The organism is Roseibium sp. FZY0029 (genome assembly GCF_036350355.1).
In the GTDB taxonomy this organism is placed as follows: Bacteria; Pseudomonadota; Alphaproteobacteria; order Rhizobiales; family Stappiaceae; genus Roseibium.
This window is the reverse complement of sequence record NZ_JAZDVZ010000009.1, coordinates 18180-43580: the sequence shown is the minus strand read 5'-3', so window position 1 is coordinate 43580 and position 25401 is coordinate 18180. Positions and strand designations below refer to the sequence as shown.

The window sequence follows — 25401 nt, the reverse complement described above, 5'->3', positions numbered from 1 at the left end:
ATGAAACTCGCCCGCGCCATTCACCTGGATGACAGCGACCGCAACGTCTTCTTTTCGCCGGCCCGCACCGGCGAATGGTGCCTGTCCGGCGGTTTCGAATTTTCCGACTGGACCGAAGCCGACCTGACCGGCAAGGCCCGCCAGGCCTTTGCCAACGGCTGGCTGGGGCTGGAGACGTTCGGCAGAGCAACCTTCGTCGCCGTCACGCCGATCGAGGAAAGCGAGTATGCCGCCCTTGCCGAGCGGCTTGCTCAACATTTCGTCGACATTTACGGCGCGCCTTCCGTTGAGGCGGCGCTCGGTGTTGCCCAGCAGGAGCTGGACTATATGGCGGAGCTCTGCGAGGAGCATCCGGAAAACACGCTGATTGCCGTTCAGCGGGACCTGACCGAAGACGGCGTGCGGGAAGCCTTCAGAACCATTGCCGCTCCTGAAGCGAAGCTGGACATGGTCGCCGTTCACGGCGACATCGACTAGAGTGTGGCCTCCGCTATCTGCCCGTCTGCCGGAGACGATTGCTTAACCAATAAGTTTCAACATACGCAGATTACACGTCGATAAGTTGATCTGCCCGATGCGTTTCGCGCATCATGCAGACGCTTGTTTTCATTTCAGTATCCCCCAAGGAATTTGCGTATGTCCCGGCACACACTCTCCCGACGCCTGTTTCTCGGCACTGCGACCGCCGCCCTGACCGCCTTGCCGCTGCGTGGGTTTGCGCAGGAGCTATCCCCCGCACAGACACCTGGCGTTGAAGCCCCGCCCGAGCAGATTGCAAAAGCCATCGCCGAGCTTGACGCAATCGTGGCCGACGTGATGGAGCGCAGCAAGATTCCGGGGCTGGCCATTGCCGCCGTTCACCGCGGCGAAACGGTCTATTCCAAGGGCTTCGGCGTGCGCCGCCTTGGCGGCTCAGACCCCATCACGCCGGACACGGTGTTTCAGCTTGCGTCCCTTTCGAAACCGGTGGGGTCGACCGTTGTCGCGCGCCAGGTCAGCAAGGGCGTTGTCGCCTGGGAGAGCCGGATGCGCGACTTGCTGCCCTGGTTCGAATTGTCCGATCCTGACCGGTCCGAAAAGCTGACCATTGGGGACCTCTACAGCCATCGCTCCGGCCTGCCCGACCATGCCGGCGACGATCTGGAGGATCTCGGCTTCGGCCGCAAGGAAATTCTGGAGCGCTTGAGACTGCTGCCGCTGGCGCCGTTCCGCATTTCCTACGCCTATACCAACTTCGGACTGACCGCCGCCGCCGAAGCCGTTGCGGAAGCCTCCGGCACAGATTGGAGTAGTCTCTCGGAAGAAGCGCTCTACAGGCCGCTCGGCATGACCTCGACCAGTTCGCGCTTTGCCGATTACATGGCGGCCGGCAACCGCGCAATCCCTCACAGCCGCGACGGTGACGGCTTTGCCCCGCTGTTCCAGCGCGACCCGGACGAGCAATCACCTGCCGGCGGGGTCAGCTCAACTGTGAACGATCTGACCATCTGGCTGAAGATGCTGCTGGCAAACGGCGAACATGCCGGTACCCAGGTCATCGCACCGGAAGCGCTTCTGCCGGCCATCAGCCCGCAAAGCTTTTCCGACCGTCCCCACAGTCCCGATGCAAGATCCGGGTTTTACGGTTACGGCTTCAATGTCGGCACAGACCCGTCCGGCCGTGTCCGGATCGGCCATTCCGGTGCATTCCTTCTGGGTGCGGGCACCTGTTTTGCGATGATCCCCTCACTCGACCTCGGCATTGTCGTTCTCACCAACGCAGCCCCAGTCGGGGCCGCCGAAGCCATCGCCGCCTCCTTTGCCGATCTGGCCCAGCTCGGTCACATCACACGGGACTGGTACGCTGGATATTCGAGCAGGTTCGAAGGCTTCTACACCAAGCTCGGCAGCACCGTGGGTCAGGAACGTCCGGCAGATGCTGCCGCGACGCCCCTGCAAGACCGTCTCACCGGCACCTATTCCAACCCGTATTTCGGCGAAGTCGAGGTCAAGCCCGAGGGCGAAAACATGGTGCTGACGATAGGACCGAAACAGATGCAGTTTCCGCTGCAGCCCTGGAACGGGCCGGTGATGGTCTTCGATGTCACCACCGAAAACGCACCCGCAGGGTCCCGCTCGACAGTCGTCTTCAACGATGTTTCGAATGGCCCGGCCGAATCCATCGAGGTCGAACTCTTCAGCGAAACGGGCCCCGCGCTTTTCGAAAGGATCTGACGTCACATCAGACCAGCGGGTTTCACAGATGAAACGCGCCCGTCAGCCGCAAGGCCGCGTAGCCACCGACGGAAACGCCGGTGACCTCGCCTCCTGCCGTGCTCAAGACCGTTCTGACAATGCTGGGCCGGCCCATCTCGAAACCCTGCTCGGCCACAAGAACCGCTTGCCCGACACTTCCCGGCAGAAGTTTTTGCGAGCGAACCAATTCGCAGGCCAGCGCGCCGTTGGTGGTGCCGCTGGCCGCCTCCTCCGGATCACCGACGCCGTGGCAGAGATCCCGCAGGCGGACTTTCGCCTTGCCCAACCCGTGCCCTGTCCGGCACCAGACACCCATCGTGTCGATGGACCTTTCCTGGCTGAAACGGCGCAGCCCGTCATCATCCGGACGAAGGGTTGCCAAAGCTTCGGTATCTGCCACTTCGACGAAAACATGCCGAAGGGCCGTTGAGGACGCCGAAACGGTGACAACACCTTCCAGCTCAATGCCGAGCAGCGGCGCAATCTCGTCTGCGGTTGCATGGTTCAAGCCAAACTTCGGCAGGGGCTGATGCAGCGTGACCGCACCATCCGAAGCAAGATCGACGTTGATCTCGCCCGCGGGCGTTTCCTGAACGTAGCTTCCAGGCCCAATCCGCCCGTCGGCCAGCATGGCCGCGAAGATGGCGACAGTCACATGGCCACACATGTCCATTTCCACACGGGTCGAATGAAAGCGGACCTCGATCCTCTTATCCGATGTCTGCCGCACGAACCCCGTGGTCGGCGCGCCAAGATCCGCCGCGATCCGCTGACGGGCATCCGGCCACAACGGCGTATCTTCGAAGACAACGCCGCCGATGTTGCCGCCCCGTTCGTCGGCTGCAAAAGCGGCATAGAGGCGGACGGGCAACTTATCCATTTCGGAAGTCTCACACTGCGGGTGCTGGAAAGAGAGCGCATCGGACCACGCTGGAAGAGGTGGAGCAACACCGGCGGCGCGTTATCCAAAGATTGGAAACAGCCGCTGCGAGGCGTCAATTTTTCATCACGAATTCGTCACGCGAGACCCGCGCCATTTTATTTCCATGTGATCGCGTTCGGAGCCAAGTATCTGCCAGCAGAAAAGCCAATCTCAGGAAAGTGATCCCGTCATGAATACGATTTCCGTTCAGAACCAAACCGCCGGGGCCCTGCCCGCCGTGAGCGTCCAAACGCTCGGCCTGATGTTCATCTCGGGGTTCTTTGCAACCAACGCCTTCGACCTCTGGGGCCAGATGATCAGCCCCGCCCTCGGATTTGCGACCCTTTCACCGCATGGCCTCGCCAAGAGCCTGCTCGGCAGCTTCGGCCTTCCAAACGGCGATTTCGCCGGATACTTCGTCCATTTCTACGCCGTCGGCCTGATCGGCTATCCGGTTGGCTGGATGTTCATTTTCGCACCGTTGTGGCAGCGCTTTGTCGGCACCACCCACTGGCTTCTGCCGTCCGCAATTTACGGCTTCGGCCTCTGGGTCTTCGCCATCGGCGGCATCACATCGGTGGCCGGTCTGCCCTTCTTCCTGAATTTCACCGGCATCGTCTGGGTCGCCCTTGTCGGCCACGTCCTTTACGGCATCGTGCTGGTGGCGGTACTGAAGCTGATCGAACGCAGCCAGGGCGCCTGACCGCGATACAAGAGACACACCCGCAGTCTCTCTCGCCCGAATGTGCGGGAGCCTGCGGGTCACGTCGGCAACAACTCGACCTGGAACGCCGCTCAGTTGTCAGTTTCCGGTCTTCAGATCAGTCCGGAACGCCTCGACAATCAGGTCAGCCATCTGATCGTGAAGTTCCGGGCGGGGCCGGCCGCCGCCATCGGTGCACAGCGTGTCCGTTTCGCCTACTGATTTCATGAAGGCAAGCGCATCGGCCTTGCACACGGGCAGAAAGCTGAAATGGACGGCATCCGCGATGTGATCCAGTTCGGCGTCCGGGGCAGCCTCAGCCAGATGCGCGGAGCGCACGCCCACGTCAATCTGTCCGGCGACACCAAGGTTGAGAAAATGCAGTGGGATGTCGATACCGGCGAAACTCTGCTCATTAAAAGCATCTGCAACCGATGGATCGACCGCGACAACCGATGTGATCCTTGCATCCCTTCGCTCTTGTTCAAACAAGGCCTTGTCGACCGTGCGCAGATCTAGCGGCCCGACCTTGATTTCCTCCCCGTCACGAAACGCCCGTCCGCCCTTGAACCAATAGCAATCCGGCATTTGCGGGTTGGTGTCGCAATAGTCGGCATAAGCCTCCAGACTGGCCGTTGCACCTGCGCTTTCCAGAACGGCGGCTCCGCCGAGCGAAAATCCGAGCAGGCCGATTTTCCCCGGATCGATTGACGATGACCAGTCCGGATCGGCAAGCAGTCTGTCGATCACCGTTGCAAGATCATCCGTCCGCTGCCAGAGCTTCGGCGTGTCTTCCGGTGTGGAATTGCCACTGGTGGTGCCTGGATGGTTGGGACCGGCCACGATGAAACCGTCGCCAGCAAGTTCGCTCGCGATCCAGGCCATCTTTTGAACCGAAGCTCCCGACCCATGCGAAAGCACGATCAGCGGAAACCTCCCGTCCACCTTTTCAGCATTGGCCAATGCTGGCGTACCTTGAAAGATTCTGTCATCGCCAATGAGCACCTGCTCACCGCCTGCTTTGGCCGGGTACCACACCAGGACGGTGAGATCCTCACCTCTGGCTTTCGAATTTACCGAGATCTTTTGAACACCCACCGGCTCCTGAGCCTTGGCTGGTGTGGTGATGGCCAGCGTGAGAACCAGCGGCAAGAAAAGAGATTGTATTTTCATGAGGGGTCTTTCAGTCAGTGGAGCAATGACCGAATTCTTGCTAAGGCCGTGATGGAAAGCGTCCTCTTTCACGATTCAGTCATGCCGGATCGCGATAAAGGTCCCCGCCATCGCCCCATCGAGGTGCCTTGCCCGTGCTGTTTGTTCCTCTCCCCTTCGTCAACGCATTGCTTCTGGCACTTGTCTTTGTGTTCCTGAAGAAAAGCAACGGAGCAACAGCCACACGCGCCTTCCTGATGCTGATTGCCCTGTGCTGCCTGCAATCCATCGTCCTGGGCCTGCGCTGGGGATATAACGTCGACGCTTTGCGCTTCGTGCAGCCGCTGCTGGCCGCTCTGCTTCCCCCTCTTGCCTATGAGAGCTTTCGAGGTCTCGTCGATCAGGCCGCGCCCGGACGGTTTCGCCTTGCAGCGGCGCCACTGGCTGCACTCGTCATTCTGGGTCTGATGCTTGCGGCGCCCGTCTTGCTGGATAGTGCCCTGGTGCTGCTGTTCCTGGCCTATGCCATGGCCCTGGCACGGATCGCCTGGCGCGGACCGGACGGCCTCGGACTTGCCCGTCTGGACGAAGCTGCCGCTGCCCACCGGGCCCTGTGGCTCGCCGCCTTCTGCCTGTGCCTGTCCGTCCTGTTCGATCTGGTGATCCTGTTCGATTTCGAACGCTCGGGCGGCAGCCATGCAGCCATTCTGGTCAGTAACGCAAATATTGTCAGCCTGCTGCTGATCGGTCTTGCCGCCCGCACGGCAGGCCATGCCCAGACGGAGACAAACACCGAGCCGGAACCCGCGGCCCAGACCGCCACCTCCGAAGACGCGGAAATCGTCGCGCGGGTCGACGCCCTGATGATGGCACAGCACCTTCATCGCGACGACACGCTCAACCTCTCAAGGCTGGCCCGGCGTGCCGGTCTGCCCGCCCGTCAGCTCTCGCAGGCGATCAACCGGGTGCGCGGCATGAATGTCTCGCGGTATGTGAATGATTTCAGGATCAAGGACGTCTGCGCCGTGCTGCAGCAGGAAGACGTCACCGTGACCGAAGCCATGTACCGGGCAGGGTTTTCGACCAAGTCGAACTTCAACCGCGAATTCCTGCGCGTGACCGGCATGACGCCGGATCAGTGGCGGAAGGCGGACAACAGCGGTCGCGGTCAAGCGCTCTAGAAGCAGATCTCAGTCTCACCCCGCCGTTCTTGCCCTCCCGAACGCCGCGAAACGACGATCCGGAATCGGAAAGTCTCAAGACTGTCAGCGCTTGCCCTTAAAAACTGGCGAGCTACTCCTTAACCTCTTAGGCTGTAGACCCACATTGCACGCCGACGCCGATCGAAGATCTGGGTCATCAATTTGAATTCGCGATCCGTTGAGGCCGCACGCAAAAGGGAAGATGAAGATATGTCGAAAACCGTAGCGAAAATCGTCGTCGATGCTCTTGAAAAGGCGGGCGCAAAGCGCGTCTACGGGATCCCGGGAGACACCATCAACTATTTCACCGATGCGATTGCAAAATCCGATCTGCGCTGGATCACCGTTCGCCACGAAGAGGCGGGCGCTTTTGCGGCAGGTGGCGAAGCTTATATGACCGGCGAACTGGCGGTCTGTGCGGGCACATGCGGTCCCGGCTCGCTGCACTTCGTCAATGGCATTTATGAAAGCCATCGCAACGGGGCGCCGGTGCTGTTGATCGCCTCGGACGTCGCCCGCACGGAAGCGGGATTCAACTTTCCGCAGGAAGTCGACCAGAAGAAGATCTACGAGCAGCATTCCCATTTCTGCGAATATATCTCCCACCCCTCGCAGGCGCGTCGCATCGTGACCAAGGCCGCGCAGGCGGCCCTCACGAAGAAAGGCGTGGCGGTGGTGATCGTCAACGGCGATATGTTCCTCGAAACCGATGACGACAAAATGGACTGGGAAGTCTACCGGCCGCAGCCGGTCTGCCGCCCCAACGATGCAGAAATGGCGGACCTGGCCGCCATGGTCGATGCTGCGGACAAGGTGTCGGTCTATGCCGGTATCGGCGCGCGGGACGCGCGCGAAGAGATCATGGCCTTTTGCGACAAGGTGAAGGCACCCATGGTCCACACCACGCGCGCCAAGGAGTTTCTCGAACCGGACAATCCCTACAATGTCGGCGTGAACGGGATCCTCGGCAACCGGGCTGGCGTAGAGGCGCTGGAGGATGCGGATCTGGTGATCGCACTAGGGTGCGACTTCGCCTACACCCAGTACTATCCGGAAGCGAAGAAGATCGCGCAGATCGACATCGATCCCACGCATCTGGGGCGCCGTTCGGCCATTCATCTCGGGTTGGTCGGCGACGCAAAGTCGACCATGGCCGCGCTGCTGCCGCTTGTCGCGGCGAAATCCGACGCGAGCCACCTCGAAAGCCAGCGCAAGCAGTGGCAAAAGGACCTTGAGAGCTATGTCGAGGAGGGCGAGGAAAGCGATCCGTCGCTGATCCACCCGCAATTTGTCGCCAACATGCTTGATGAGAAAGCGGACGACGATGCGATTTTCGTGTCTGATGTCGGCACGTCGATGGTGTGGATGCTGCGCCACCTGAAGGCCAACGGAAAACGCAAGTTCCTCAACAGCCTGCTGCACGGCACGATGGCAAACGGCATGCCCCAGGCGATGGGCGCTCAGCTCGCCTATCCCGACCGCCAGGTAATCGCCATGTGCGGCGATGGCGGACTGACCATGCTGATGGGCGAACTCTTGACGCTGGCGCAGGAGAAGATCCCGCTCAAGCTTGTGGTGTTCCACAACAACTCGCTCGGTTTCGTCGAAATGGAGCAGCGCGTCGAGGGGCTGGTCGATCACTTCACCGGCCTGCAAAACCCCGACCTGGGCAAGCTCGCCGAAGCTTGCGGCCTCGCGGGCTGGCATGTCGAAAACAGCAACGATCTCGCGGGCGCCATGGAGGCCTGGCTGCGCCACGAGGGGCCGGCCCTGCTCGACGTCAAGGTCAACCACATGGAGCTGGTGATGCCGCCCAAGATCGAGGCCTCGCAAGTCGCCTCGACGGCGCTGTTCGGCGTGAAAGCGGTGCTCGACGGCAGGACGCGGGAAGTCGTGGATCTGCTGCGGAACAACTTCCTGCGCTGAAGCGGCTTGCAATCAAGCTTGTCTGCAGCCGTGCATGTTTTTAAGGCGCGCCAATGGCGCGCCTTTCTTCAACGGGTATTCGCTGAACCTTAGACGGTGCCCTGCTGAGCCTTGTCGAAGATTTCCAGGGCGCCGTCCTTGGTCAACGGAACCGGGTTGCCGCCAGCAGTCGGGTCAACGATGGCCATTTCCGCGATCAGATCGCGCTTGCTGTCATCGACGTTGAGCCCTGCGAGCGTGTGCGGCACGCCAAGGTCTTCACGCAGTTTCAGAATCGCGTCGAGCACACCCTGATACCCGCCCGAGATGCCGAGGAAGCCGGCAAGGCGCTCGAATTTCTGTTCGATGGCCAGTTTGTTGAACTGCAGCACGTAAGGCATGAAGACTGCGTTGGTCATGCCGTGGTGAGTGTCGTACAGCGCGCCGACCGGGTGGGACAGCGAGTGGATCGCCCCGAGGCCCTTCTGGAAGGCAACGGCGCCCATGGCTGCTGCGCTCATCAGGTGGCCGCGAGCTTCAAGATCGGAGCCATCGGCTACGACCTTCGGCAGGTTTTCGAACACCAGCCGCATGCCTTCCAGCGCGATGCCTTCGGACATCGGGTGATACATCGGCGCGGAATAGGCTTCCAGGCAGTGCGCCAGAGCGTCCATGCCGGTGCCCACGGTGATGAAGCGCGGCATGCCGACGGTCAGCTCCGGATCGCAGATCACGATGGCCGGCAGCATCTTCGGGTGGAAGATGACCTTCTTGGTGTGGGTCGCCTCGTTGGTGACGACACCGGCACGGCCGACTTCAGAGCCGGTTCCCGCCGTGGTCGGCACGGCGACGATCGGGGCGATGCCGGCCGGATCGGCGCGGGTCCACCAGTCGCCGATGTCTTCGAAGTCCCAGATCGGCCGGGTCTGGCCGGACATGAAGGCAATCAGCTTGCCGGCGTCAAGGCCCGAGCCACCGCCAAAGGCGATCACACCGTCATGGCCACCGGCCTTGTAGGCGGCGACACCGGCCGAAATGTTGCTGTCGACCGGGTTCGGCTTGACGTCGGAAAAGACCGCAGCCTTCAGGCCGGCTGCTTCCAGGCTGGCAATCGCCTCAGCGACCATCGGCAGGCCGGCGAGGCCCGGGTCGGTAACCAGCAGCGGATTGGACATGCCTGCGGATTTGACCGCTTTGGGAAGTTCCTTGATGCGCCCGGCACCGAAACGAACGGAGGTCGGATAAGACCAGTTGACGGAAGGAAGTGAGCTCATGGGTGTCTCGTTGTCTTGAAACTCAGGTTCTTTGATAAGGCCGCGCCCTGACGGAGCAGCCATGCAATTTCGGCACTTTCCCCTGCTCCCCTCTCCCCCCTTGAGGGGGAGATGTCCGGAAACCGGACCGAGGGGCAACGGGTGGTACGTCCTATTCCGGTGCCATGTTTTCGGAGGGGTTACCCCCTCTGTCTCCTGACGGAGACATCTCCCCCTCGAGTGGGAGAGAGGGGAGCAAGCCCGAAAGCTCCTGCCAACAGAGGCCTAAGGAGAACCGGGCTCGCTCGGTCGTTCGTCAGACCGGTCTCAATGCTCCAGACGGAAGTGGAACGATTTCGGCCGGGTCAGGTTGTGGAAGCCGATTTCGGAAAGGGCAGCGCCTTTGCCGGTGTCCTTGACGCCGGTCCACACCAGGGCCGGGTCGAGATAGTCGCAGCGGTTCATGAACACGGTGCCGGTCTCGATCTTGTCGCCAATTTCGCCGGCAGCCTGAGCATCCTCGGTCCAGATGGACGCCGTGAGGCCATAAGGGCTGTCGTTCATGAACTGCAGCGCTTCCTCGTCGTCCTTCACCTTCATGATGCCGACAACGGGGCCGAAGCTTTCTTCGCGCATCACCGACATCTGGTGGTTCACGTCCGTCAGCACCTGTGGCGCCAGATAGGGCGTGCCTTCCTTGTCGGCTTCGAACTTGGACGTGTCGATATGCGCCTTCGCGCCCTTGCGCAGAGCTTCCTGCGTCTGCTCACGGATCCAGGCTGCAAACCGCGCCTGGGCCATCGGCCCGAGGGTGGTTGCCTCGTCCAGCGGATTGCCCAGCTTGTACTGGCTGGTCAGATCAACGAAACCTTCGACGAAACGGTCGTAGAGGCTTTCATGCACATAGACGCGCTCGATGCCGCAGCAGCATTGGCCGGCGTTGTAGAATGCACCATCGACCAGATTCTCGACCGCATAGTTCAGATCGGCATCGGCCCGCACATAAGCCGGATCCTTGCCGCCCAGCTCCAGGCCAAGCGTTGCGAAAGTGCCGGCCAGGGCCTTTTCGATGGCACGTCCACCGCCGACGGAACCGGTGAAGTTGACGTGGTCGATCAGGCCCGAGCCAAGCAGCTTTTCCGTGCCCTGGTGGGTCAGAACGATGTTCTGGAAGACGCCCTTCGGCAGACCGGCGATCTCGAAGGCCTTGGCCAGGCGTTCACCGACCAGAAGCGTCTGGGCTGCGTGTTTCAGGACGATCACATTGCCTGCCATCAGCGCCGGCATGATGGTGTTGATCGCCGTCATGAACGGATAGTTCCAGGGCGCGATCACCATGACGATGCCGAGCGGCACACGGCGCAGGTAGCGCTTGAAGCCCGGCTTGTCGGTGCGCTCCACATCGGCCAGCGCCTCAGCCGCGATCTTGGCGCAATACTCGGTGCGCTCGATCGTGCCGCCGAGTTCGCCGCCGAAGCGAACCGGCCGGCCCATCTGCCAGGCCAGTTCCGGCACCACTTCATCGTTCATGGCCTTCAGCGCTTCCAGCGCCTTCAGGCAGTAGGCAACCCGTTCGGCAACCGGCAGGGCTGCCCAGCCCGGCTGCGCGGTCCGCGCGGCGGAAACAACCCGATCGACCGCGGCATCGTCCAGCGCCGGGCGTTCGGCATAAACCGAACCGTCGATAGGGGAAATCAGCTTGATGACATCTGACATTTTGAACCTCTCAGAACCGTCTCTACGGGCGGCTTGTTGAAAGTGGTTGGCTCTGTGGCTTTCTGAACTTCTTTCATCCGCCCCCTCGTCCTGTGGAAACGCTTCAGCGTTGTCTCGAAGGATGGGCGGCACACTCTTGAGCAAGTGGCCCATCCTTCGAGACGGACCTTTCGGTCCTCCTCAGGACGAGGGGAGCGGATGCTGCTTCTTCGCCTCTTACGCCCGCTCGAAGCCGCGGGCAATCTCGTAATCGGTGACCACGCGGTCGAACTCTTCCAGCTCCCATTCGGCAGCGCGGGCGTAGTGGTCGATGACCGCATCGGAGAAGGCCTCACGGAGGAATTTCGACTTGCGCAAGGTCTCGCGGGCATCACGCAGGGTGTGCGGAATTTCCTTGGCCTTGCGCGCATCGTAGACATCGCCGGTGGTCGGCGCATCGAGTTCAAGCTTCTCTTCCATGCCCTTGATGCCGGCGGCAATCTGAACCGCGAGTGCCAGATAAGGGTTGAGATCAGACCCGCCGATGCGGCATTCCACGCGCAGAGCCTTGGTGCCTTCACCGCAAAGCCGGAAACCGGCAGTGCGGTTGTCGACGGACCAGACGGTCTTGGTCGGTGCGAAGGTGCCCTTCTGGAAGCGCTTGTAGCTGTTGATGTAGGGCGCCAGGAAATAGGTGTAATCCGGCGCATATTTGATCAGACCGGCCATGTAATGGCGCATGGTCTCGGACATGCCGTATTCGCCCTTGGCATCCACAAACACGTTGTTGCCGTCCTTGTCGAACAGCGACTGGTGCACGTGGGATGAGGAACCCACGCGTGAATGATGCCACTTAGCCAGGAACGACGCGGACCGCCCCTTGGCCCAGGCAATTTCCTTCACGGCGTGCTTGGCGATGGTGTGATATTCGGCCGTGTCGAGGGCCGGTGCATATTTGATGTTGAGTTCTTCCTGCCCGGCTTCGGCTTCCCCCTTGGTGTTCTCCACCGGAATGCCGGCGGCATAGAGGTGATTGCGCACCGGGCGCAACACGTCCTCTTCCTTGGTGGTCTGCAGAATATGGTAATCTTCGTTGTAACCGGAGATCGGTTCCAGATCGCGGTAACCACCCTTGCGCATGTCCTCAAAGCTCTTCTCGAACAGGAAGAATTCCAGTTCGGTCGCCATGATCGGGGTCAGGCCAAGCTCGGCGAGACGCGCGACCTGCGCTTTCAGCATGGCACGCGGGGAATGCGGCACTTCCTTGTGGGTGTGATGGTCGAGGACATCGCACATCACCATGGCAGTCCCCTCCAGCCACGGCACCCGCCGCAAGGTGGTGAGGTCCGGCTTCATGACATAGTCGCCATATCCGCCCGACCAGCTCGTCGCCGCATAGCCTTCGACCGTGTACATCTCCAGGTCGGTTGCCAGCAGGTAGTTGCAGCAATGGGTCTCGTGATAGGCGCTGTCGACGAAATGCTGGGCGTGGAAACGCTTGCCCATCAGCCGTCCCTGCATGTCGACGATACAGGTCAGCACCGTGTCGATCTCGCCGGACGAGACGAGTGTCTTCAGTGCGTCAAAGGTCAGGTTGCCAGGCATTTTACGAGTGTTCCAAGGTTGAGCGGGGCGTGAATTGAGTTCCGGAATATCCCGGACCGGAGCGAAAACCCCGGACCGGGTCTGTTTGACCGTGCCTGCATGAGGCCGGCACAGTCAGATTGGCTATCAGGAATAGCGGTAAGGGCGGCCGGCCTTCTTCATGTCCTGATTGTACTTCTTGAAGATCTCCACGACCTTGGCCTTGGTCGGGGATTCAGCAGCGATCTCGTCCCAGAAGGCCATCGCGGCTTCTTCAACCGTTGCCCATTCGGCGTCCGGAATGGAGGTAAGTTCCATCTTGGTGCCGTTGACGCGCAGGTTGGCTTCACCGCCCCAGTACCACCACTGGCGATAGTAGTGCGAGGCATCCATGGCGAGCTGCAGCATGGTCTTCAGGTGGTCGGGAAGCTCGTTCCAGCGCTCCTGGTTGGCGAAGAAAGACCCGGCCCAGGCACCGGAGATGTTGTTGGTCAGGAAGTAGTTGGTCACATCCGCCCAGCCGACGGTGTAATCCTCAGTGATGCCCGACCAGGCAATACCGTCGAGTTCACCGGTCTGAACGGCAACTTCGATGTCTTCCCACGGCAGGGTGACCGGAACGACCCCGAACTGGCTCATGAAACGGCCTGCGGTCGGGAAGGTGAAGACGCGCTTGCCTTCCAGATCCTTCAGCGAGCGGATCGGGTCCTTGGTGGCGAAGTGGCACGGATCCCAGGAACCGGCGGAAATGTGCTTCACGCCAACCTTGGCGTATTCCTCTTCCCAGATTTCCTTCAGGCCGTACTGGTTGAACAGCACCGGCACGTCGAGAGAGTAGCGCGAGGCGAACGGGAAGTAACCGCCGAAGACGGTGACTTCGGTCGGGGACGCCATGCTGTCGTCATCCGACTGCACCGCATCGATCGTGCCCTGCTGCATGGCGCGGAACAGTTCGCCCGTCGGCACGAGCTGATCGGCTGTGTAGAGCTCGATCACCATCTCGCCATTTGCGGCCTTGTTGAAGGCATCGATATGCGGCTTGATCACATGTTCGGCAAGCGCCGGACCGGCATAGGTCTGCAGGCGCCACTTGATCTGCGACTGGCCATGAACGGCCGGGGCCGCAAGGGTGGTTGCTCCGGCGGCGGCGGCAGTGCCGAGACCGGCTTTTTTCAGAAAATCACGTCTGTTGGTCATCTCAAGTTCCCCTAAGTTTCACATTCAGCTTAAGCGGTGCGGCCGTTTTCCGGCTCTCGTAACCCCGCGGTCCAACTCCGTTTTCCTCCGGACGTTGTCTTCTTGTCCCGTTCCTCGCTACCTGTCGTACACCAGATCCGGCAACCACAAGGCAATTTGCGGGAAAACCATGACGAGGACGAGCGCCAGGACCATCACCGCGACGAACGGCGTGATCGAGCCGTAAATGTCGCGCATGGTGATTTCCTTGGGCGCCATCGCCCGCATCAAAAAGAGATTGTAGCCAAAAGGCGGTGTCATGTAGGCGATCTGCGTGGTGATCGTGTAGAGCACCCCGTACCAGATCAGCACCTCGCCCGCCGGCATGCCCAGATCGAGGCTTGCCACCAGCGGCACATAGAGCGGCGCCACGATCACCAGCATTGCCGTGTCGTCCAGGAAGGTGCCCATCACCAGAAACGACAGCTGCATCATGATCAGGATCATCCAGGGCGACAGGCCCAGCTGTTCGGTGAACAGGCTTTCGATGGCCTTGACCGCGCCCAGTCCGTCGAACACCGCGCCAAAGCCGAGAGCCGCCAGAATGATCCACATGAACATGCACGAAATGCCGAGCGTGTTCTTCAGGCAAAGCTTCAGGATCTCCCAGGTCATCCGGCGGCGGATGATGGCAGCCACCAGAGCCGCCAGCGCGCCAATGGCCGAGCTTTCCACCAGGCTGGTGTACCCTTTCACGAACGGCACCATCATCACCGCGAAGATGATGATCGGCAGAATGCCCGCCAGAAGCAGGTGATACTTCTCGTCCTTGGAGGCTTCACGTTCTTCTTCGCTCAAGGCCGGGCCGAGTTCCGGCTGAAATTTGCAGCGGATCGCGATGTAGACCACGAACATGGCCGCCATCATCAGTCCCGGTACGACACCCGCAAGCCAGAGCTGGCCCACAGGGGCACGCGCGATCATGGCATAGAGCACCAGCACCACGGACGGGGGCACAAGAATGCCGAGCGAGGACCCGGCCTGGATCACCCCCGTGACCATGCGCTTGTCGTATTTCCGCTTGAGAAGTTCCGGCAGCGCGATGGTCGCGCCGATGGCCATGCCGGCGACCGAAAGACCGTTCATGGCAGAGATCAGGACCATCAGCAGGATGGTGCCGATGGCCAGCCCGCCGTTGAGCGGACCCATCCACACATGGAACATCTTGTAGAGATCGTCGGCGATCTTGGTTTCCGACAGAACGTAGCCCATGAAGATGAACATCGGCAGCGTCAACAGCGGATACCATTTCATCAGCTTCATGGCCGCGGAGAACGGAATGTCGCCACCACCGGTGCCCCAAAGGGCAAGAGCGGCAATGGCGGCAATGCCACCGATCGCGCCGAAGACGCGCTGTCCCGTCAGGAGCATCAGCATCATCGACGAGAACATCAGGAGAGCAATCATCTCATAGGACATCAGAGCGTCTCTCCCTTGATCAGGGCAATATCCTTGAGGAATTCCGAGATGGTTTGCAGCAGCATCAAGACGAAACCGATGATCATGACGACTTTGACCGGCCAGAGATACGGCCGCCAGGCCGTCGGGCTGCGCTCGATATAGCCGAGCTTTTCAGCTGCAGCATCCGGACCGCCGGTAATGAAGGAGACGAACAGGTCCCACCAGAAGCTGAGAGAATCCTTGCCGAAATAGCCGAGCGAATAGGCCGTGGAATTCAGCGCGCCGTAGAGCAGCACGCCGAGATAGAACATCAGCAGCAGCACGGTGAAGGCATCGAACCACGCCTTCTTCTTGGCGCTCCACTCGGCATAGAACAGGTCCATGCGCACATTGGAACCGAGCTGGATGGAATAGGGCCCACCCAGAATGTAATAGCCAACCATCGCGAACTGGGCGACTTCCAGCGTCCAGAGCGAGGGATTGAAGAATGTTTTGGAGATCGAGGACCACAGCAGGATCCCCGCCATGACGAAGACCCCCCACATGATGATCTTGCCCAGGCCCCGGTTGAAGCCATCGACAATGCAAACATAGACGCGGGCGGCCTTAAGCATGAGCCCCTCCCACCGATTGCGCGACCGCTGCCTCGGCCGCCTGCGCCAGCAATGGCGCAAGAAGGCCGCTCCAGCGCGCCTCCTCTTCCGGCGTTCTCACTTCGTCATTGCGGATTTCGATCATCAGGCAAGGCAGCTTGCGGTCTTCGCCATGACGGCGGATCGTGTAATAGACACCATCCGAAGGGGCATAGGGCTCGTTGTCGCCAACGGTCAGGCCGCCATGCGCCTTCAAGGCTTTCAGAACCGGATCCGCAAGACGCCGGTCCCGGTCGGAGATAAGGCCGATTTCCCAGGGTCGGGACACGCCCTTGTAGACCGGCGTGAACGAATGGACGGAGACCACCGCCGTCGGCAGCCCGCGCTCGAGCCTCCCGCTGATCACCTTGTCGATGGCGTCATGAAACGGACGGTGCGCAAGGCCGATACGGAAGGTCTTCTCATCGGCCGACAGATTCTGGTTGCCCGCAATCTGGGTGGTTTCGCTGAGGCATGGGATCAGATCAGGCCGGTTTTCCTCACGGTTACAATCGATGATCAGGCGCGAAACAGTGGTATGCACCAGCGGTGCATCGAGGCTTTTGGCCAGTCCCTTTGCGACACCGAGTGCCCCCGGGTCCCAGGCGATATGCGCAATCTTGTCCGCGTCGGTGATGCCGAGAGATGTGTCGTAGGGAGGTGGAAAGAAGTTGGATGCGTGGTCGCACACAAAAACGAAGGGCCCCGCTCCCTCCGCATTTTCCACGGCGACAGCCCGCGCCATTTCTCCGGTCTGGGGATTTGAACCCATTCCCAACTCCCTGAAAGATCGGCCCTGCGGTTTTGTAATGTTTATTACAGGATTGCCGACTTAGATAACTTCTGTAATATTTGATACGCAGATTGCAGCGGCTGTCAAATGAAAATCGGCACCGCGGACCGTCATAAAGGCCGACGCCCATGGAACGTCCCCTCCTGGAAGATATTCGCGACCGTCTGGACGAATTCACCGCGACGGAAAAGAAGGCGGCGCATGCTTTGATGGCCAATTACCCGATGCAGGGCTTGGGCACCGTGGCCCAGTTTGCCGAAGCGGCCGGGGTCAGTTCTCCCACCATTTTGCGCTTCGTCGGCCGCCTGGGGTTCCCCGGATTTGCCGAGTTCCAGCGCAAGTTGCGTGGCGAGCTGGAAAGCCAGCTCAATTCACCGCTCGCCCGCAGCGCCAACATGGAAGAGAACCCGGTCGGCGACCCGCACGTCAGCCAGCTACTGGACAATGTGCGCGAGACATTTGCCCACCTGCCGAAGGGCGAACTCACCGGCCTCATCAAACTGCTGTCGGACGAGCGCAAGCATGTGCATCTGATCGGCGGCCGCTTCACAGATGGCCTCGCCCGCTACATGGCGGCCCATTTGCGGATCGTGCGGGCCAACGTCAATCACGTTGCCGGACAGCAGGGCAACTGGCTCGACCAGCTTATCGGCATCGGCCCGAAGGACGTTGTCGTCGTCTTCGATATCCGGCGCTATCAGGCTGAAATCATCCAGTTCGCCGAAGCCGCCGCCCGCCAGGGGGCCACGGTGGCGCTTGTAACCGACAGCTGGATGTCACCGGTCGGCCGTATCGCCAGCTTCGTTTTGCCCGCCCGCGTCGCCGTCCCCTCTCCCTGGGATTCCTCGCTGGCGCTGATGGCGATTGCCGAAGTGCTGATCACCGGTGTGACCCGCGAGAATCAGACCCGCGCCCAGGAGCGCATGCGTGCGCTGGAAAAACTGCGCAACGAGATCGATCCCTCGACCGAAGGCCGCGCCATGGGGCCGGATATCTGACCAGGCTCCAGCCGCTTGAAAGCGTGCACAGTCGAAGATCGGTTCGCTTGCTGGAACCGACTCACCTATACTTGCCTTCATCACGGCCCGGCTGAAAGTCGAAGCGGGCCCCTGACAGAAGCTGCGCCAGCCGGTCTGGCAGGCCCTGAACCGGCTGGCCTGAACAGGGAGCGAGATCCATCGCAAGTGACGCGCCGCCGAAAGGTGCCGTTTTCCGGCCCATCATCCGCTCGACGCCACGCGCCTTTATCCGGCAGGGAGACAGGCTGCTGGTGCAAGACAAGCGCCATCCTGTCAAAGGCCGCTATTTCACCCTTCCCGGCGGCAAGCAGGACCCGGGCGAAACGCTGGAAGCCTGTCTGAAGCGGGAATGCGCGGAAGAAATCGGTGCTGAAATCACCGTGTCGCACCTGATGCATGTGGCGGAAGTTCACCGGCGGAAACAGACGGCAAGAGACCTTCAGCACCAGCTCGATTTCATTTTCGCCTGCAGCGTTTCGGCAAACTACGAACCGGTTCTGGGCCCTCATCCGGACCCGCATCAGGTCGGGACACGCTGGATAGGCTTTGAAGACGCTCAACAGCTACGTCCGCTTTATGTCACAAAACTGTTTTCACTTGGCTGTACGCGAGAGCCCGAAGTCTATCTCGGACCCCATAATGATTAATGCCCCAAGGACCATCCGGGAAAATCTCCGTTTTCTGTGCGCGGAAATCGATGGTCAGCTCATACAGCTTGAAGCTTTCTTCAAGGAACCGGCAGCGGCCACGGCACGGCGGATCACGGATCGGGCCGGCTATGCCCACAATCTGAAGAGCCGGATCCTGGCTGCCTGTGTCCAAGAGATGGCCGGCGCTAAAAAGACCGACCGCAAGCGCCCTGCCTTGCGCAGCCTGGAGTTTGTCGCCACCGACCTTCAGCGCATCGCAAATCTGGTGCGCCAGTCCTTGCGCCATGCGGAAAGTCTTGAGACCTTCGCCACCCTGGAGCCTCACCGCTATCCGGCGATGGTCAGCCGGGTTCGGGAAGGTGTCGCCCGCATTGAGGATGCCTGCATCAGCAGAGACAGCGAAAAAGCCATCGAAATCGGTCAGCTTCAGAACAGGATCGAGGCCGACTACCGAAAGCTTTTCAAGGTCTACACGCGCGGCATGCGCGACCCGGACCGCTCGCCCGCCGACATCGCCAACAGCCTGCTTGTAGCCAGCGAGTTTCAGCGCATGGGCGAATCCCTGCGGTCAATCAGCGAAGCGCTGATTTCCGCCAACCTGGGCCAGGCAGTCAATTTCGAGCGCTATTTCACGCTGCAAAACCTGATGTCGGATCTGGGAACGGCACGCGAAGACCTCACCATCGAAATGCTCGCCGAAACCCGGTCGGGCAGTTCGATCTCCGCCATCAAGGACAAGAAGACCGAAACGGTTGCAGCCGTCTTCAAGGATGGTGACAAGAGCAAGGTCAAGGAAGAGCGCCAGGGCGTGAAAAGCTGGCATTCGATCTATCCGGGCCTGGCGCCGAAAATCCTTTCTTACCGAAAGCGCAACCAGTCGGCAGCGCTTCTGATTGAACATCTACCCGGATTGACCTTCGAACACATCATGCTGAACGAAGGCGACGCTTTGCGGGACAGGGCGCTCACCAGTCTCTCGCGCACCCTGAAGGACATTTGGAAACAGACGCGCACAGCGGAACCTGCGGAACTCGGCAGCATGCAGCAGCTTGGCAAGCGCCTTGAGGAGGTGCGAAGGGTTCATCCGCACTTCAGGAATACCGGCATCCGCTTCGCCGGTGAGACCCTGCCTTCCATCGACAGCCTGATCGACGAGGCAGCCGCCCGCGAGGCCCAGGTCACTGCGCCCTTTTCCGTCTATATCCACGGCGACTTCAACGTCGACAACATCCTCTATGATCCGGGTGAAAACCGGATTCACTTCATTGACCTCCATCGCTCCCGTTACATGGACTACGTCCAGGACGTTTCGGTTTTCATGGTCTCGAACTACCGGCTTCAGGCACTCGATCGGGAAACACGCCGCCGGATCAGCGAAGTCACGCTTGCCTTCTACAAGTCCGTGCGGGGCTTCGCCCGCAAACAGGGCGACGACACATTCGAATTCCGGCTGGCGCTCGGCCTTGCCCGGTCCTTTGCCACATCGACGCGGTTCATCCTGGACAAGTCTCATGCGCGACGCATGTGGCTGCGGGCCCGATACCTGATCGAACAGGCGCTCGCCTGCCCGCCCGGCGCCGAGGCCCGGTTCCGGCTGCAGATGAAGGAGATTTTCGTTGACTGACCTCAGGATCGCAGTTGTCGGCATTCCCGGCAAATGGTCGACGGAAGTTCTGGCGGATGCCCTGGAAGCGCAAACCGGCTACTGCTGCGTTGTCGACATGGCCGATGTCGTTCTGGACCTGGACAAGAAGGCGCTCGTCGCCGGTCAAACCGACCTTTGCGGCCTCGACGGTATCGTGGTCAAGAAGATCAGCCAGACTTACAGCCCGGCAACGCTGGACCGGCTGGAAATGCTTCGCGTTGCCGAAGGTGCCGGCACCAGGGTCTTTTCCAGCACCAGATCCATCCTTGGCCTGGTCAACCGGCTGAGCTGCACCGTGACCCTGGCCAATGCCGGCATTCCCATGCCCGCAACCTGCGTGACCGAAAACGCAGAAGACGCTCTGGCCGCCGTCCAGCGGTTCGGCGGTGCAGTTTTCAAACCGCTGTTTTCGACAAAGGCACGCGGCATGACGCTGATGGATGCAGCCGAGGGTGAAGCCGCCCTCCGTCAAAAGATCGCCGCCTTCAAGGCCGAGAACCCGGTCATGTACCTGCAGAAGAAGGTCAATCTTTCCGGCAGGGATCTCGGCATGGTGTTTCTCGGCGGGGCCTATCTGGGCACCTATGCCCGTGTGGCACAGACCGACAGTTGGAACACGACCATTCTTCACGGCGGTAAATACGAGGCCTTCGAACCGGAGGAAGAGCTCATCGAGCTGGCGCGCCGCGCACAGGAACCGTTCGATCTCGACTTCACCACTGTCGACGTCGGCCTGACGGACGCGGGACCGATCGTGTTCGAGGTGTCTGCTTTCGGCGGCTTCAAGGGTGCGTTGGAAGGCGCAGGCATCGACGCCGCCACGCTTTATGCCAACCATGTAATTGAAAAGGTGCGCGTATGACCGGCATTACTGTTCAGGACATTGTCGATGCCCTTTCGCCGGAGCGGGAAACGCTGAACTGCGATCCGGTCTGTCTCACGGTCGGCGGCCATGTGGTTGAAGTCAGGTGCAAGTCCGCGTCGCTTCTGGCCGAATTGCTGCGTTACTTTCAGCATGTGATTTCCGCCCCCAGCACACCGGACCGGATCGTCCACGTGCTTGGACCGGCGGAACTCCCGTTCGGCCCACGATACACCGATTGGGAGCGGGAAACGGGAAAATCCGGCCGCAAGGATGCCGTCTGCGATCTTGAAAACGGCCGCCTGATCCTGAAGGTGCGCACGGGTCTTCAGTTCCTGCAATCCCCCGACTGGGCAATCGCCTTTGGCCCGACGGACGATCACCCCAACCAGGTGATCAACTTCATCAACACTCAGTTTCTCAATCACTTCCAGCGACAGGGCTGGGTCGCCTGCCATGCGGCAGCCGTCCGCACGCCCAACAAGGGGCTTGCGATTTCCGGCCTGTCCGGCGGCGGCAAGTCCACCTCCATGTTGCGGCTGATGGAACTCAGCGGCACGCAGTATGTCACCAACGACCGCCTTCTGGTGCGCAATGCCGGCAACAGCACCGATGCGCTCGGCATTCCGAAACTTCCGCGCATCAACCCGGGCACCATCGTCACCAACGCCCGGCTCACCGGTCTCATCGACGAAGAACGTGAGGAAGAACTCCGCAACCTGGAGCCGGACGAGCTCTGGCATCTGGAGGAAAAATATGACCTCTTCATCGATGACATCTATGGCCCCGGGCGCATTTCCCACGACGCGCACCTGACCGATTTCTGGGTACTGAACTGGTCCCGCGACAGTGCCGATGCGACCGAAGTCAGCAAGACGGATCTGAAGGACCGGCCGGACCTCCTGTCGGCGATCATGAAAAACCCCGGCCCTTTCTACCAGACCCCGCAAGGCCCGTTCTGGCCGATGAAGACGCCGCTCGACACAGCGACCTACCTGGACGCGCTTGAAGGCGTTCAGGTGTGGGAAGTGAAGGGACTGATCGATTTCGATGCCCTGTTCGCGGCAGGTGCCGAGCTTCTGGGGCAGACACCATGACGGCCCGTTTCGCCATTCTGGTGCGCCACGGCGCCTATCATCAAAAGCCGGACACGCCGAGCGCCCTGCAACCCTATGCCCTGACCGACGCCGGCAAGGCGCAGGCCCAGGAGGCCGGAAGCGAGATTGCGGACATCGCCCAACAGGAAGGCTTCCGGCTGGCGCCGGAGATCCTGTGCTCCCGTCAGCTCAGGGCCTGGCAGACCGCAGCGCTTCTCGGTCAGTCGCTAGGCGAAAGACTTGGTTCGGACTTCACCATCACCGAGGACGAAGCGCTTGCCGAACGCAGCGTCGGGGCCCTTGCCAACCTGACCCTTCGGGAGATCGAGCAGGTGATCGCGGACGACCCGCGCACCGCGCCGCTGCCGGGAGATTGGAAATCGAACAGCCATCACAGACTGCCGGTCCAGGGCGCGGAAAGCCTTATGGATGCCGGGCAGCGTGTGGCTGCTTTCCTGGAGCAGAAGATGGCGGACCTCAACGACGGCGCAGGACCCAATGCCCGGATCTTCGTCGGACACGGCGCGTCCATGCGCCATGCCGCCCACTGCCTCGGCGTTCTGTCGTTCGACCAGATCCGCCAGCTCAGCATGCACCACGCCCGTGCCGTCGTCCTGAAACTGGATGAGAACGGCACCTGGGCGCACCACGGCGGCGACTGGAAACAGCGCCAGCCACTTGAAACCGCAACGGATTGAACCGGATTGCTGCCATGATGACCCATCTGCCACTGACCCCGCTTCTGCCGCCGATGGATAAGGCTGAGGCCATTGATCTCGGGCTGCCGGAAAGCTGCGTTCCCTGGCCGCTGGCGCTGGTCGAGAGCCTGCCGTTTGACCGGCCAGGAACCCGAAACGCCTCCCGCTGTGTTGTCGGCAGTCTTGCCCGGGCAAATGCCCTTGGCCCGTGGGACTGGCCGGACAAGCCGGTGATCTTCATTTCCGACCTGCATGCGGATGCGGAAAGCCTGTTGAGGTCCCTGACGGCGGCCCGCGCAATCCAGCGCACCGGCGACGGCCTGACCGACTTCCACCTGACACCCTTCGGGCGGAGCTGCCAGGTCATCATCGGCGGCGATTGCCTGGACAAGGGCCCGAGCAATCTGGACCTCCTCGACAGTCTCGGTGCGCTTTTGAAAACCGGCGCCGACGTCATCCTCCTCGCCGGCAACCACGATCTGCGTCTTTACCTTGGCCTTGAAGCCCTGACCGTGAAGCGCAGCTCACTCAACGCCCATATGTTCGTGCGCATGGGCAAGAAGGTGATGCCGCTTCTGAAGGAAGTTCATGACCGGTATGTCGACGCTACAACGGATCTCGACACGCTGCCCGACGAAGAAACCTGCTTCTCGCTGATGGTTCCGGGAAAGAAGTGGACCAGACAGTTTCCGAAGGTCGCTTCCCGTTATCTGAGCGACGCGGCCATCCGCAAGGAAATGCAGCGCCTCAAGAAGAAGACCGACAAGTTCGCGGAGCATGCCGCCGAGGTCGGCCTCACCGTTCGTCAGCTTTACGCCGCCGCGCTCAAGTGCCGGGAGCTGTTCGTTGAGCCGGGTGGCCGCTACGCCTGGTTCTTTCAAAGCCTCAAGGCAGTCCACCAGAGCGGCTCGCTGCTGTTCGTGCATGCCGGTGTAGACGACCAGATGGCCGCCCAGATCTCGGCGAAAGGCGTTGCCCACGTGAACCGCCGCTTCCGGAAGGAAAGCCGGAAAGACCCCTTCGTCTTCTATTCCGGCACCATCGCCAACCTGATGCGCACGAAATACCGGGATGTGGACCATCCCCTGACCGAAAACGGCGTTGACGACCTCCACCTTGCCGGCATCCGGATGCTGGTGCAGGGGCACGTCAACAGGCACAGCGGCCAGGAGCTGACGTCCAAACACGGCCTCTTGCACCTGGAAGCGGACATCACGCTCGACCGGCATTCGCGCAGCTCCGAAGGCCTGGACGGCATCGGCACCGGGGCCACGATCATCTGTCCCGATGGCAATATTCTCGGGATCAGCCGGGACTATCCTCATGCCAAGCTGTTCAACCCGGCGCATATCCTCCAGCAACATGGGGTGTCGTCATGATGGAACGCAAGGGCCGTTTCCGACACCAGTCCCTGCAGGACAAGAAATCGATCCAGAAACTACTCGACGCGGTCAAGCGCGGCATCGCAAAGGGTGAACTGCAATTCGGCGATGACACCGGCGAGATCACCCTGCACCCGAAAGGCCTTCTTGCCCTCAGAGTGACGGCCACCACGGAAGACGACCAGTCCCGCCTGGACCTTCGCATCACCTGGACCAACGACGGCCTGGACAAGAAGGACAACGGCAAGCTGAAGGTGAAGGGCGGCTCGTAAAGCCAGGCCCGGACCAACCAGATGTGCCAAATGCCGACATCCACCCGCTGATAGTGTGCTGCGACGCAACCCGTCGAAGCCGCCGTACATTGCATCAGCGAAGACGATTGGCCATCAGATGCCGGCACTGCGGACTTTTCTGCCGTTCGGCCTTTTTTCAGGTCAGCCCCGTCATGACAGCCTTGCGATAGGCCGAGCGTTCAGAGAGGCGACCATACCATGCCTCAAGCGCAGGATGCTCTGGCCGTTCGATTGACATGCTGAACCAGGCATAGGCGATGCAGCCCAAGGGAATGTCGCCGAACCCGAACTCAGCGCCTGAAAGCCATTCGCTTTCTGAAAGGGCATCATCCGCAATGCTCATGAGAGTGGCGCACTGCGCGAGACCCCGTTCTACGGCCACATCATCACGCTGTTCCGGCGTAGAGCGCACCAGATTCCAGAACAGATCGCGGAAAGGCACTGCGAAAGAAAGCGATGCCCAGTCCATCCACTTGTCGGCCACCGCCCAGATGCGCGGGTCCGAAGGTGCAAACGGGGTCGTCCCATATTGTCTTGCAAGATATCTGACGATGGCGTTCGATTCCCAAAGCACCAGATCCCCGTCCTTGAGTGACGGCACCAAGCCGTTTGGGTTGAGCGCGCGAAACTCCTGAGAATTTACGACACCGAACGCACCTCCAGCAGGGATATGTTCGTACTTCAGTCCAAGTTCTTCGGCACACCACAGTACCTTGCGGACATTGGTGGAATTGTCGCGGCCCCAGATTTTCACACTTCGTCTCCTGTCAGATCACGCCTAGAATACCGACTGTCAAATCAGGAGAAAAGGGCTCGTAGCGGACTTACTGCAGCGCGGCGGGTCGACTGTATCCAATCAGGTTCTCCGGCGATACTTCCTGCCCCACCCGTCGCCGTCCCTCCCGCAGAAGGAAGGGAAAGCCGCCTGGCGATCCGGAAACCAATTTCCGACCGGGAGAAGAAAGTCCCTCTCACAAAGAGACGCAAAGGCTGGCGTCTACTGGATCCCGGTCTTGGCGACGCCAAACCGGGATGACAAGGG

Annotated in this window: 24 protein-coding genes; 13 read left to right on the top strand and 11 right to left on the bottom strand. The window is 60.8% G+C overall.

Features of this window, described 5'->3' with window-relative positions:
• Window positions 1-477, top strand: a complete 477-nt coding sequence (locus V1T76_RS23020) for a DUF6505 family protein (protein ID WP_330563030.1) — start codon at window positions 1-3, stop codon at window positions 475-477.
• A gap of 159 nt (window positions 478-636) precedes the next feature.
• Window positions 637-2214: a serine hydrolase domain-containing protein gene (locus V1T76_RS23015; RefSeq protein WP_330563029.1), complete on the top strand. Its 1578-nt coding sequence runs from the start codon at window positions 637-639 to the stop codon at window positions 2212-2214.
• Between the two features lie 22 nt (window positions 2215-2236).
• Here V1T76_RS23015 and V1T76_RS23010 read toward each other — a convergent pair whose 3' ends face one another.
• Window positions 2237-3115, bottom strand: coding sequence for a PhzF family phenazine biosynthesis protein (locus V1T76_RS23010; RefSeq protein WP_330563028.1), 879 nt, complete (start codon window positions 3113-3115; stop codon window positions 2237-2239).
• Between the two features lie 232 nt (window positions 3116-3347).
• Here V1T76_RS23010 and V1T76_RS23005 point away from each other — a divergent pair, with 232 nt between their 5' ends.
• Window positions 3348-3860: a hypothetical protein gene (locus tag V1T76_RS23005; RefSeq protein ID WP_330563027.1), complete on the top strand. Its 513-nt coding sequence runs from the start codon at window positions 3348-3350 to the stop codon at window positions 3858-3860.
• Between the two features lie 99 nt (window positions 3861-3959).
• Here the strand turns inward: V1T76_RS23005 and V1T76_RS23000 are convergent, their stop codons facing one another.
• Window positions 3960-5033, bottom strand: coding sequence for an alpha/beta hydrolase family protein (locus V1T76_RS23000; protein WP_330563026.1), 1074 nt, complete (start codon window positions 5031-5033; stop codon window positions 3960-3962).
• Window positions 5034-5167: 134 nt separating this feature from the next.
• Here V1T76_RS23000 and V1T76_RS22995 point away from each other — a divergent pair, with 134 nt between their 5' ends.
• Window positions 5168-6193, top strand: coding sequence for a helix-turn-helix domain-containing protein (locus V1T76_RS22995; RefSeq protein ID WP_330563025.1), 1026 nt, complete (start codon window positions 5168-5170; stop codon window positions 6191-6193).
• A gap of 231 nt (window positions 6194-6424) precedes the next feature.
• On the top strand, window positions 6425-8140 hold the full coding sequence (locus tag V1T76_RS22990) for a thiamine pyrophosphate-dependent enzyme (RefSeq protein WP_330563024.1): 1716 nt from the start codon (window positions 6425-6427) through the stop codon (window positions 8138-8140).
• An 89-nt stretch (window positions 8141-8229) separates the two neighbouring features.
• On the opposite strand, the gene V1T76_RS22985 is transcribed toward V1T76_RS22990, so the two are convergent.
• The 7 genes from V1T76_RS22985 to V1T76_RS22955 form a co-directional block, all read right to left on the bottom strand.
• Window positions 8230-9393, bottom strand: coding sequence for an iron-containing alcohol dehydrogenase (locus tag V1T76_RS22985; protein WP_330563023.1), 1164 nt, complete (start codon window positions 9391-9393; stop codon window positions 8230-8232).
• A 306-nt stretch (window positions 9394-9699) separates the two neighbouring features.
• Window positions 9700-11088: an aldehyde dehydrogenase family protein gene (locus V1T76_RS22980; RefSeq protein ID WP_330563022.1), complete on the bottom strand. Its 1389-nt coding sequence runs from the start codon at window positions 11086-11088 to the stop codon at window positions 9700-9702.
• A gap of 216 nt (window positions 11089-11304) precedes the next feature.
• The gene (locus V1T76_RS22975) at window positions 11305-12672 is read right to left on the bottom strand and encodes a glutamine synthetase family protein (RefSeq protein WP_330563021.1); all 1368 of its coding nucleotides are present in this window, start codon (window positions 12670-12672) and stop codon (window positions 11305-11307) included.
• Between the two features lie 126 nt (window positions 12673-12798).
• Window positions 12799-13848 carry a TRAP transporter substrate-binding protein gene (locus V1T76_RS22970; protein WP_330563020.1) on the bottom strand — a complete coding sequence of 350 codons (1050 nt, stop codon included), beginning with the start codon at window positions 13846-13848 and terminating at the stop codon, window positions 12799-12801.
• 117 nt (window positions 13849-13965) lie between these two features.
• Window positions 13966-15306, bottom strand: a complete 1341-nt coding sequence (locus tag V1T76_RS22965; RefSeq protein WP_330563019.1) for a TRAP transporter large permease — start codon at window positions 15304-15306, stop codon at window positions 13966-13968.
• Window positions 15306-15902, bottom strand: coding sequence for a TRAP transporter small permease subunit (locus V1T76_RS22960; protein WP_330563018.1), 597 nt, complete (start codon window positions 15900-15902; stop codon window positions 15306-15308). Before V1T76_RS22960 ends, V1T76_RS22965 begins: the two co-directional genes overlap by 1 nt.
• On the bottom strand, window positions 15895-16692 hold the full coding sequence (locus V1T76_RS22955) for an N-formylglutamate amidohydrolase (RefSeq protein WP_330563017.1): 798 nt from the start codon (window positions 16690-16692) through the stop codon (window positions 15895-15897). Before V1T76_RS22955 ends, V1T76_RS22960 begins: the two co-directional genes overlap by 8 nt.
• A 149-nt stretch (window positions 16693-16841) precedes the next feature.
• Between V1T76_RS22955 and V1T76_RS22950 the strand changes: the two genes are divergently transcribed.
• Complete coding sequence (locus V1T76_RS22950; RefSeq protein WP_330563016.1) at window positions 16842-17711, top strand: MurR/RpiR family transcriptional regulator; 870 nt, start codon at window positions 16842-16844, stop codon at window positions 17709-17711.
• A gap of 61 nt (window positions 17712-17772) precedes the next feature.
• On the opposite strand, the gene V1T76_RS22945 is transcribed toward V1T76_RS22950, so the two are convergent.
• Window positions 17773-17994 carry a hypothetical protein gene (locus tag V1T76_RS22945; protein ID WP_330563015.1) on the bottom strand — a complete coding sequence of 74 codons (222 nt, stop codon included), beginning with the start codon at window positions 17992-17994 and terminating at the stop codon, window positions 17773-17775.
• Here V1T76_RS22945 and V1T76_RS22940 point away from each other — a divergent pair.
• The 7 genes from V1T76_RS22940 to V1T76_RS22910 are packed head-to-tail and all read left to right on the top strand — an operon-like array spanning window position 17984 to window position 24338.
• Window positions 17984-18379: an NUDIX domain-containing protein gene (locus tag V1T76_RS22940; protein ID WP_330563014.1), complete on the top strand. Its 396-nt coding sequence runs from the start codon at window positions 17984-17986 to the stop codon at window positions 18377-18379. The genes V1T76_RS22945 and V1T76_RS22940 overlap by 11 nt on opposite strands.
• Window positions 18372-20006 carry a phosphotransferase gene (locus V1T76_RS22935; RefSeq protein WP_330563013.1) on the top strand — a complete coding sequence of 545 codons (1635 nt, stop codon included), beginning with the start codon at window positions 18372-18374 and terminating at the stop codon, window positions 20004-20006. The genes V1T76_RS22940 and V1T76_RS22935 overlap by 8 nt, the downstream gene beginning before the upstream one ends.
• Window positions 19999-20889, top strand: a complete 891-nt coding sequence (locus V1T76_RS22930; RefSeq protein WP_330563012.1) for a GAK system ATP-grasp enzyme — start codon at window positions 19999-20001, stop codon at window positions 20887-20889. The genes V1T76_RS22935 and V1T76_RS22930 overlap by 8 nt, the downstream gene beginning before the upstream one ends.
• Window positions 20886-21986, top strand: a complete 1101-nt coding sequence (locus tag V1T76_RS22925) for an HprK-related kinase B (RefSeq protein WP_330563011.1) — start codon at window positions 20886-20888, stop codon at window positions 21984-21986. Before V1T76_RS22930 ends, V1T76_RS22925 begins: the two co-directional genes overlap by 4 nt.
• Window positions 21983-22684 carry a histidine phosphatase family protein gene (locus tag V1T76_RS22920; protein ID WP_330563010.1) on the top strand — a complete coding sequence of 234 codons (702 nt, stop codon included), beginning with the start codon at window positions 21983-21985 and terminating at the stop codon, window positions 22682-22684. The genes V1T76_RS22925 and V1T76_RS22920 overlap by 4 nt, the downstream gene beginning before the upstream one ends.
• Window positions 22685-22698: 14 nt before the next feature.
• Entirely contained in the window at window positions 22699-24063 is a 1365-nt protein-coding gene (locus tag V1T76_RS22915) for a metallophosphoesterase (protein WP_330563009.1), read from the top strand.
• Complete coding sequence (locus tag V1T76_RS22910) at window positions 24060-24338, top strand: amphi-Trp domain-containing protein (protein WP_330563008.1); 279 nt, start codon at window positions 24060-24062, stop codon at window positions 24336-24338. The genes V1T76_RS22915 and V1T76_RS22910 overlap by 4 nt, the downstream gene beginning before the upstream one ends.
• Window positions 24339-24495: 157 nt before the next feature.
• Here V1T76_RS22910 and V1T76_RS22905 read toward each other — a convergent pair whose 3' ends face one another.
• Window positions 24496-25113, bottom strand: coding sequence for a glutathione S-transferase family protein (locus V1T76_RS22905; RefSeq protein WP_330563007.1), 618 nt, complete (start codon window positions 25111-25113; stop codon window positions 24496-24498).
• Window positions 25114-25401 lie beyond the last annotated feature (288 nt).

Coding starts and splice junctions, on each gene's coding strand:
- V1T76_RS23020 (WP_330563030.1), top strand. CDS start 1: ATGAAACTCGCCCGCGCCATTCACCTGGATGACAGCGACCGCAACGTC.
- V1T76_RS23015 (WP_330563029.1), top strand. CDS start 637: ATGTCCCGGCACACACTCTCCCGACGCCTGTTTCTCGGCACTGCGACC.
- V1T76_RS23010 (WP_330563028.1), bottom strand. CDS start 3,115: ATGGATAAGTTGCCCGTCCGCCTCTATGCCGCTTTTGCAGCCGACGAA.
- V1T76_RS23005 (WP_330563027.1), top strand. CDS start 3,348: ATGAATACGATTTCCGTTCAGAACCAAACCGCCGGGGCCCTGCCCGCC.
- V1T76_RS23000 (WP_330563026.1), bottom strand. CDS start 5,033: ATGAAAATACAATCTCTTTTCTTGCCGCTGGTTCTCACGCTGGCCATC.
- V1T76_RS22990 (WP_330563024.1), top strand. CDS start 6,425: ATGTCGAAAACCGTAGCGAAAATCGTCGTCGATGCTCTTGAAAAGGCG.
- V1T76_RS22985 (WP_330563023.1), bottom strand. CDS start 9,393: ATGAGCTCACTTCCTTCCGTCAACTGGTCTTATCCGACCTCCGTTCGT.
- V1T76_RS22980 (WP_330563022.1), bottom strand. CDS start 11,088: ATGTCAGATGTCATCAAGCTGATTTCCCCTATCGACGGTTCGGTTTAT.
- V1T76_RS22975 (WP_330563021.1), bottom strand. CDS start 12,672: ATGCCTGGCAACCTGACCTTTGACGCACTGAAGACACTCGTCTCGTCC.
- V1T76_RS22970 (WP_330563020.1), bottom strand. CDS start 13,848: ATGACCAACAGACGTGATTTTCTGAAAAAAGCCGGTCTCGGCACTGCC.
- V1T76_RS22965 (WP_330563019.1), bottom strand. CDS start 15,306: ATGTCCTATGAGATGATTGCTCTCCTGATGTTCTCGTCGATGATGCTG.
- V1T76_RS22960 (WP_330563018.1), bottom strand. CDS start 15,902: ATGCTTAAGGCCGCCCGCGTCTATGTTTGCATTGTCGATGGCTTCAAC.
- V1T76_RS22955 (WP_330563017.1), bottom strand. CDS start 16,692: ATGGGTTCAAATCCCCAGACCGGAGAAATGGCGCGGGCTGTCGCCGTG.
- V1T76_RS22950 (WP_330563016.1), top strand. CDS start 16,842: ATGGAACGTCCCCTCCTGGAAGATATTCGCGACCGTCTGGACGAATTC.
- V1T76_RS22935 (WP_330563013.1), top strand. CDS start 18,372: ATGATTAATGCCCCAAGGACCATCCGGGAAAATCTCCGTTTTCTGTGC.
- V1T76_RS22925 (WP_330563011.1), top strand. CDS start 20,886: ATGACCGGCATTACTGTTCAGGACATTGTCGATGCCCTTTCGCCGGAG.
- V1T76_RS22920 (WP_330563010.1), top strand. CDS start 21,983: ATGACGGCCCGTTTCGCCATTCTGGTGCGCCACGGCGCCTATCATCAA.
- V1T76_RS22915 (WP_330563009.1), top strand. CDS start 22,699: ATGATGACCCATCTGCCACTGACCCCGCTTCTGCCGCCGATGGATAAG.
- V1T76_RS22910 (WP_330563008.1), top strand. CDS start 24,060: ATGATGGAACGCAAGGGCCGTTTCCGACACCAGTCCCTGCAGGACAAG.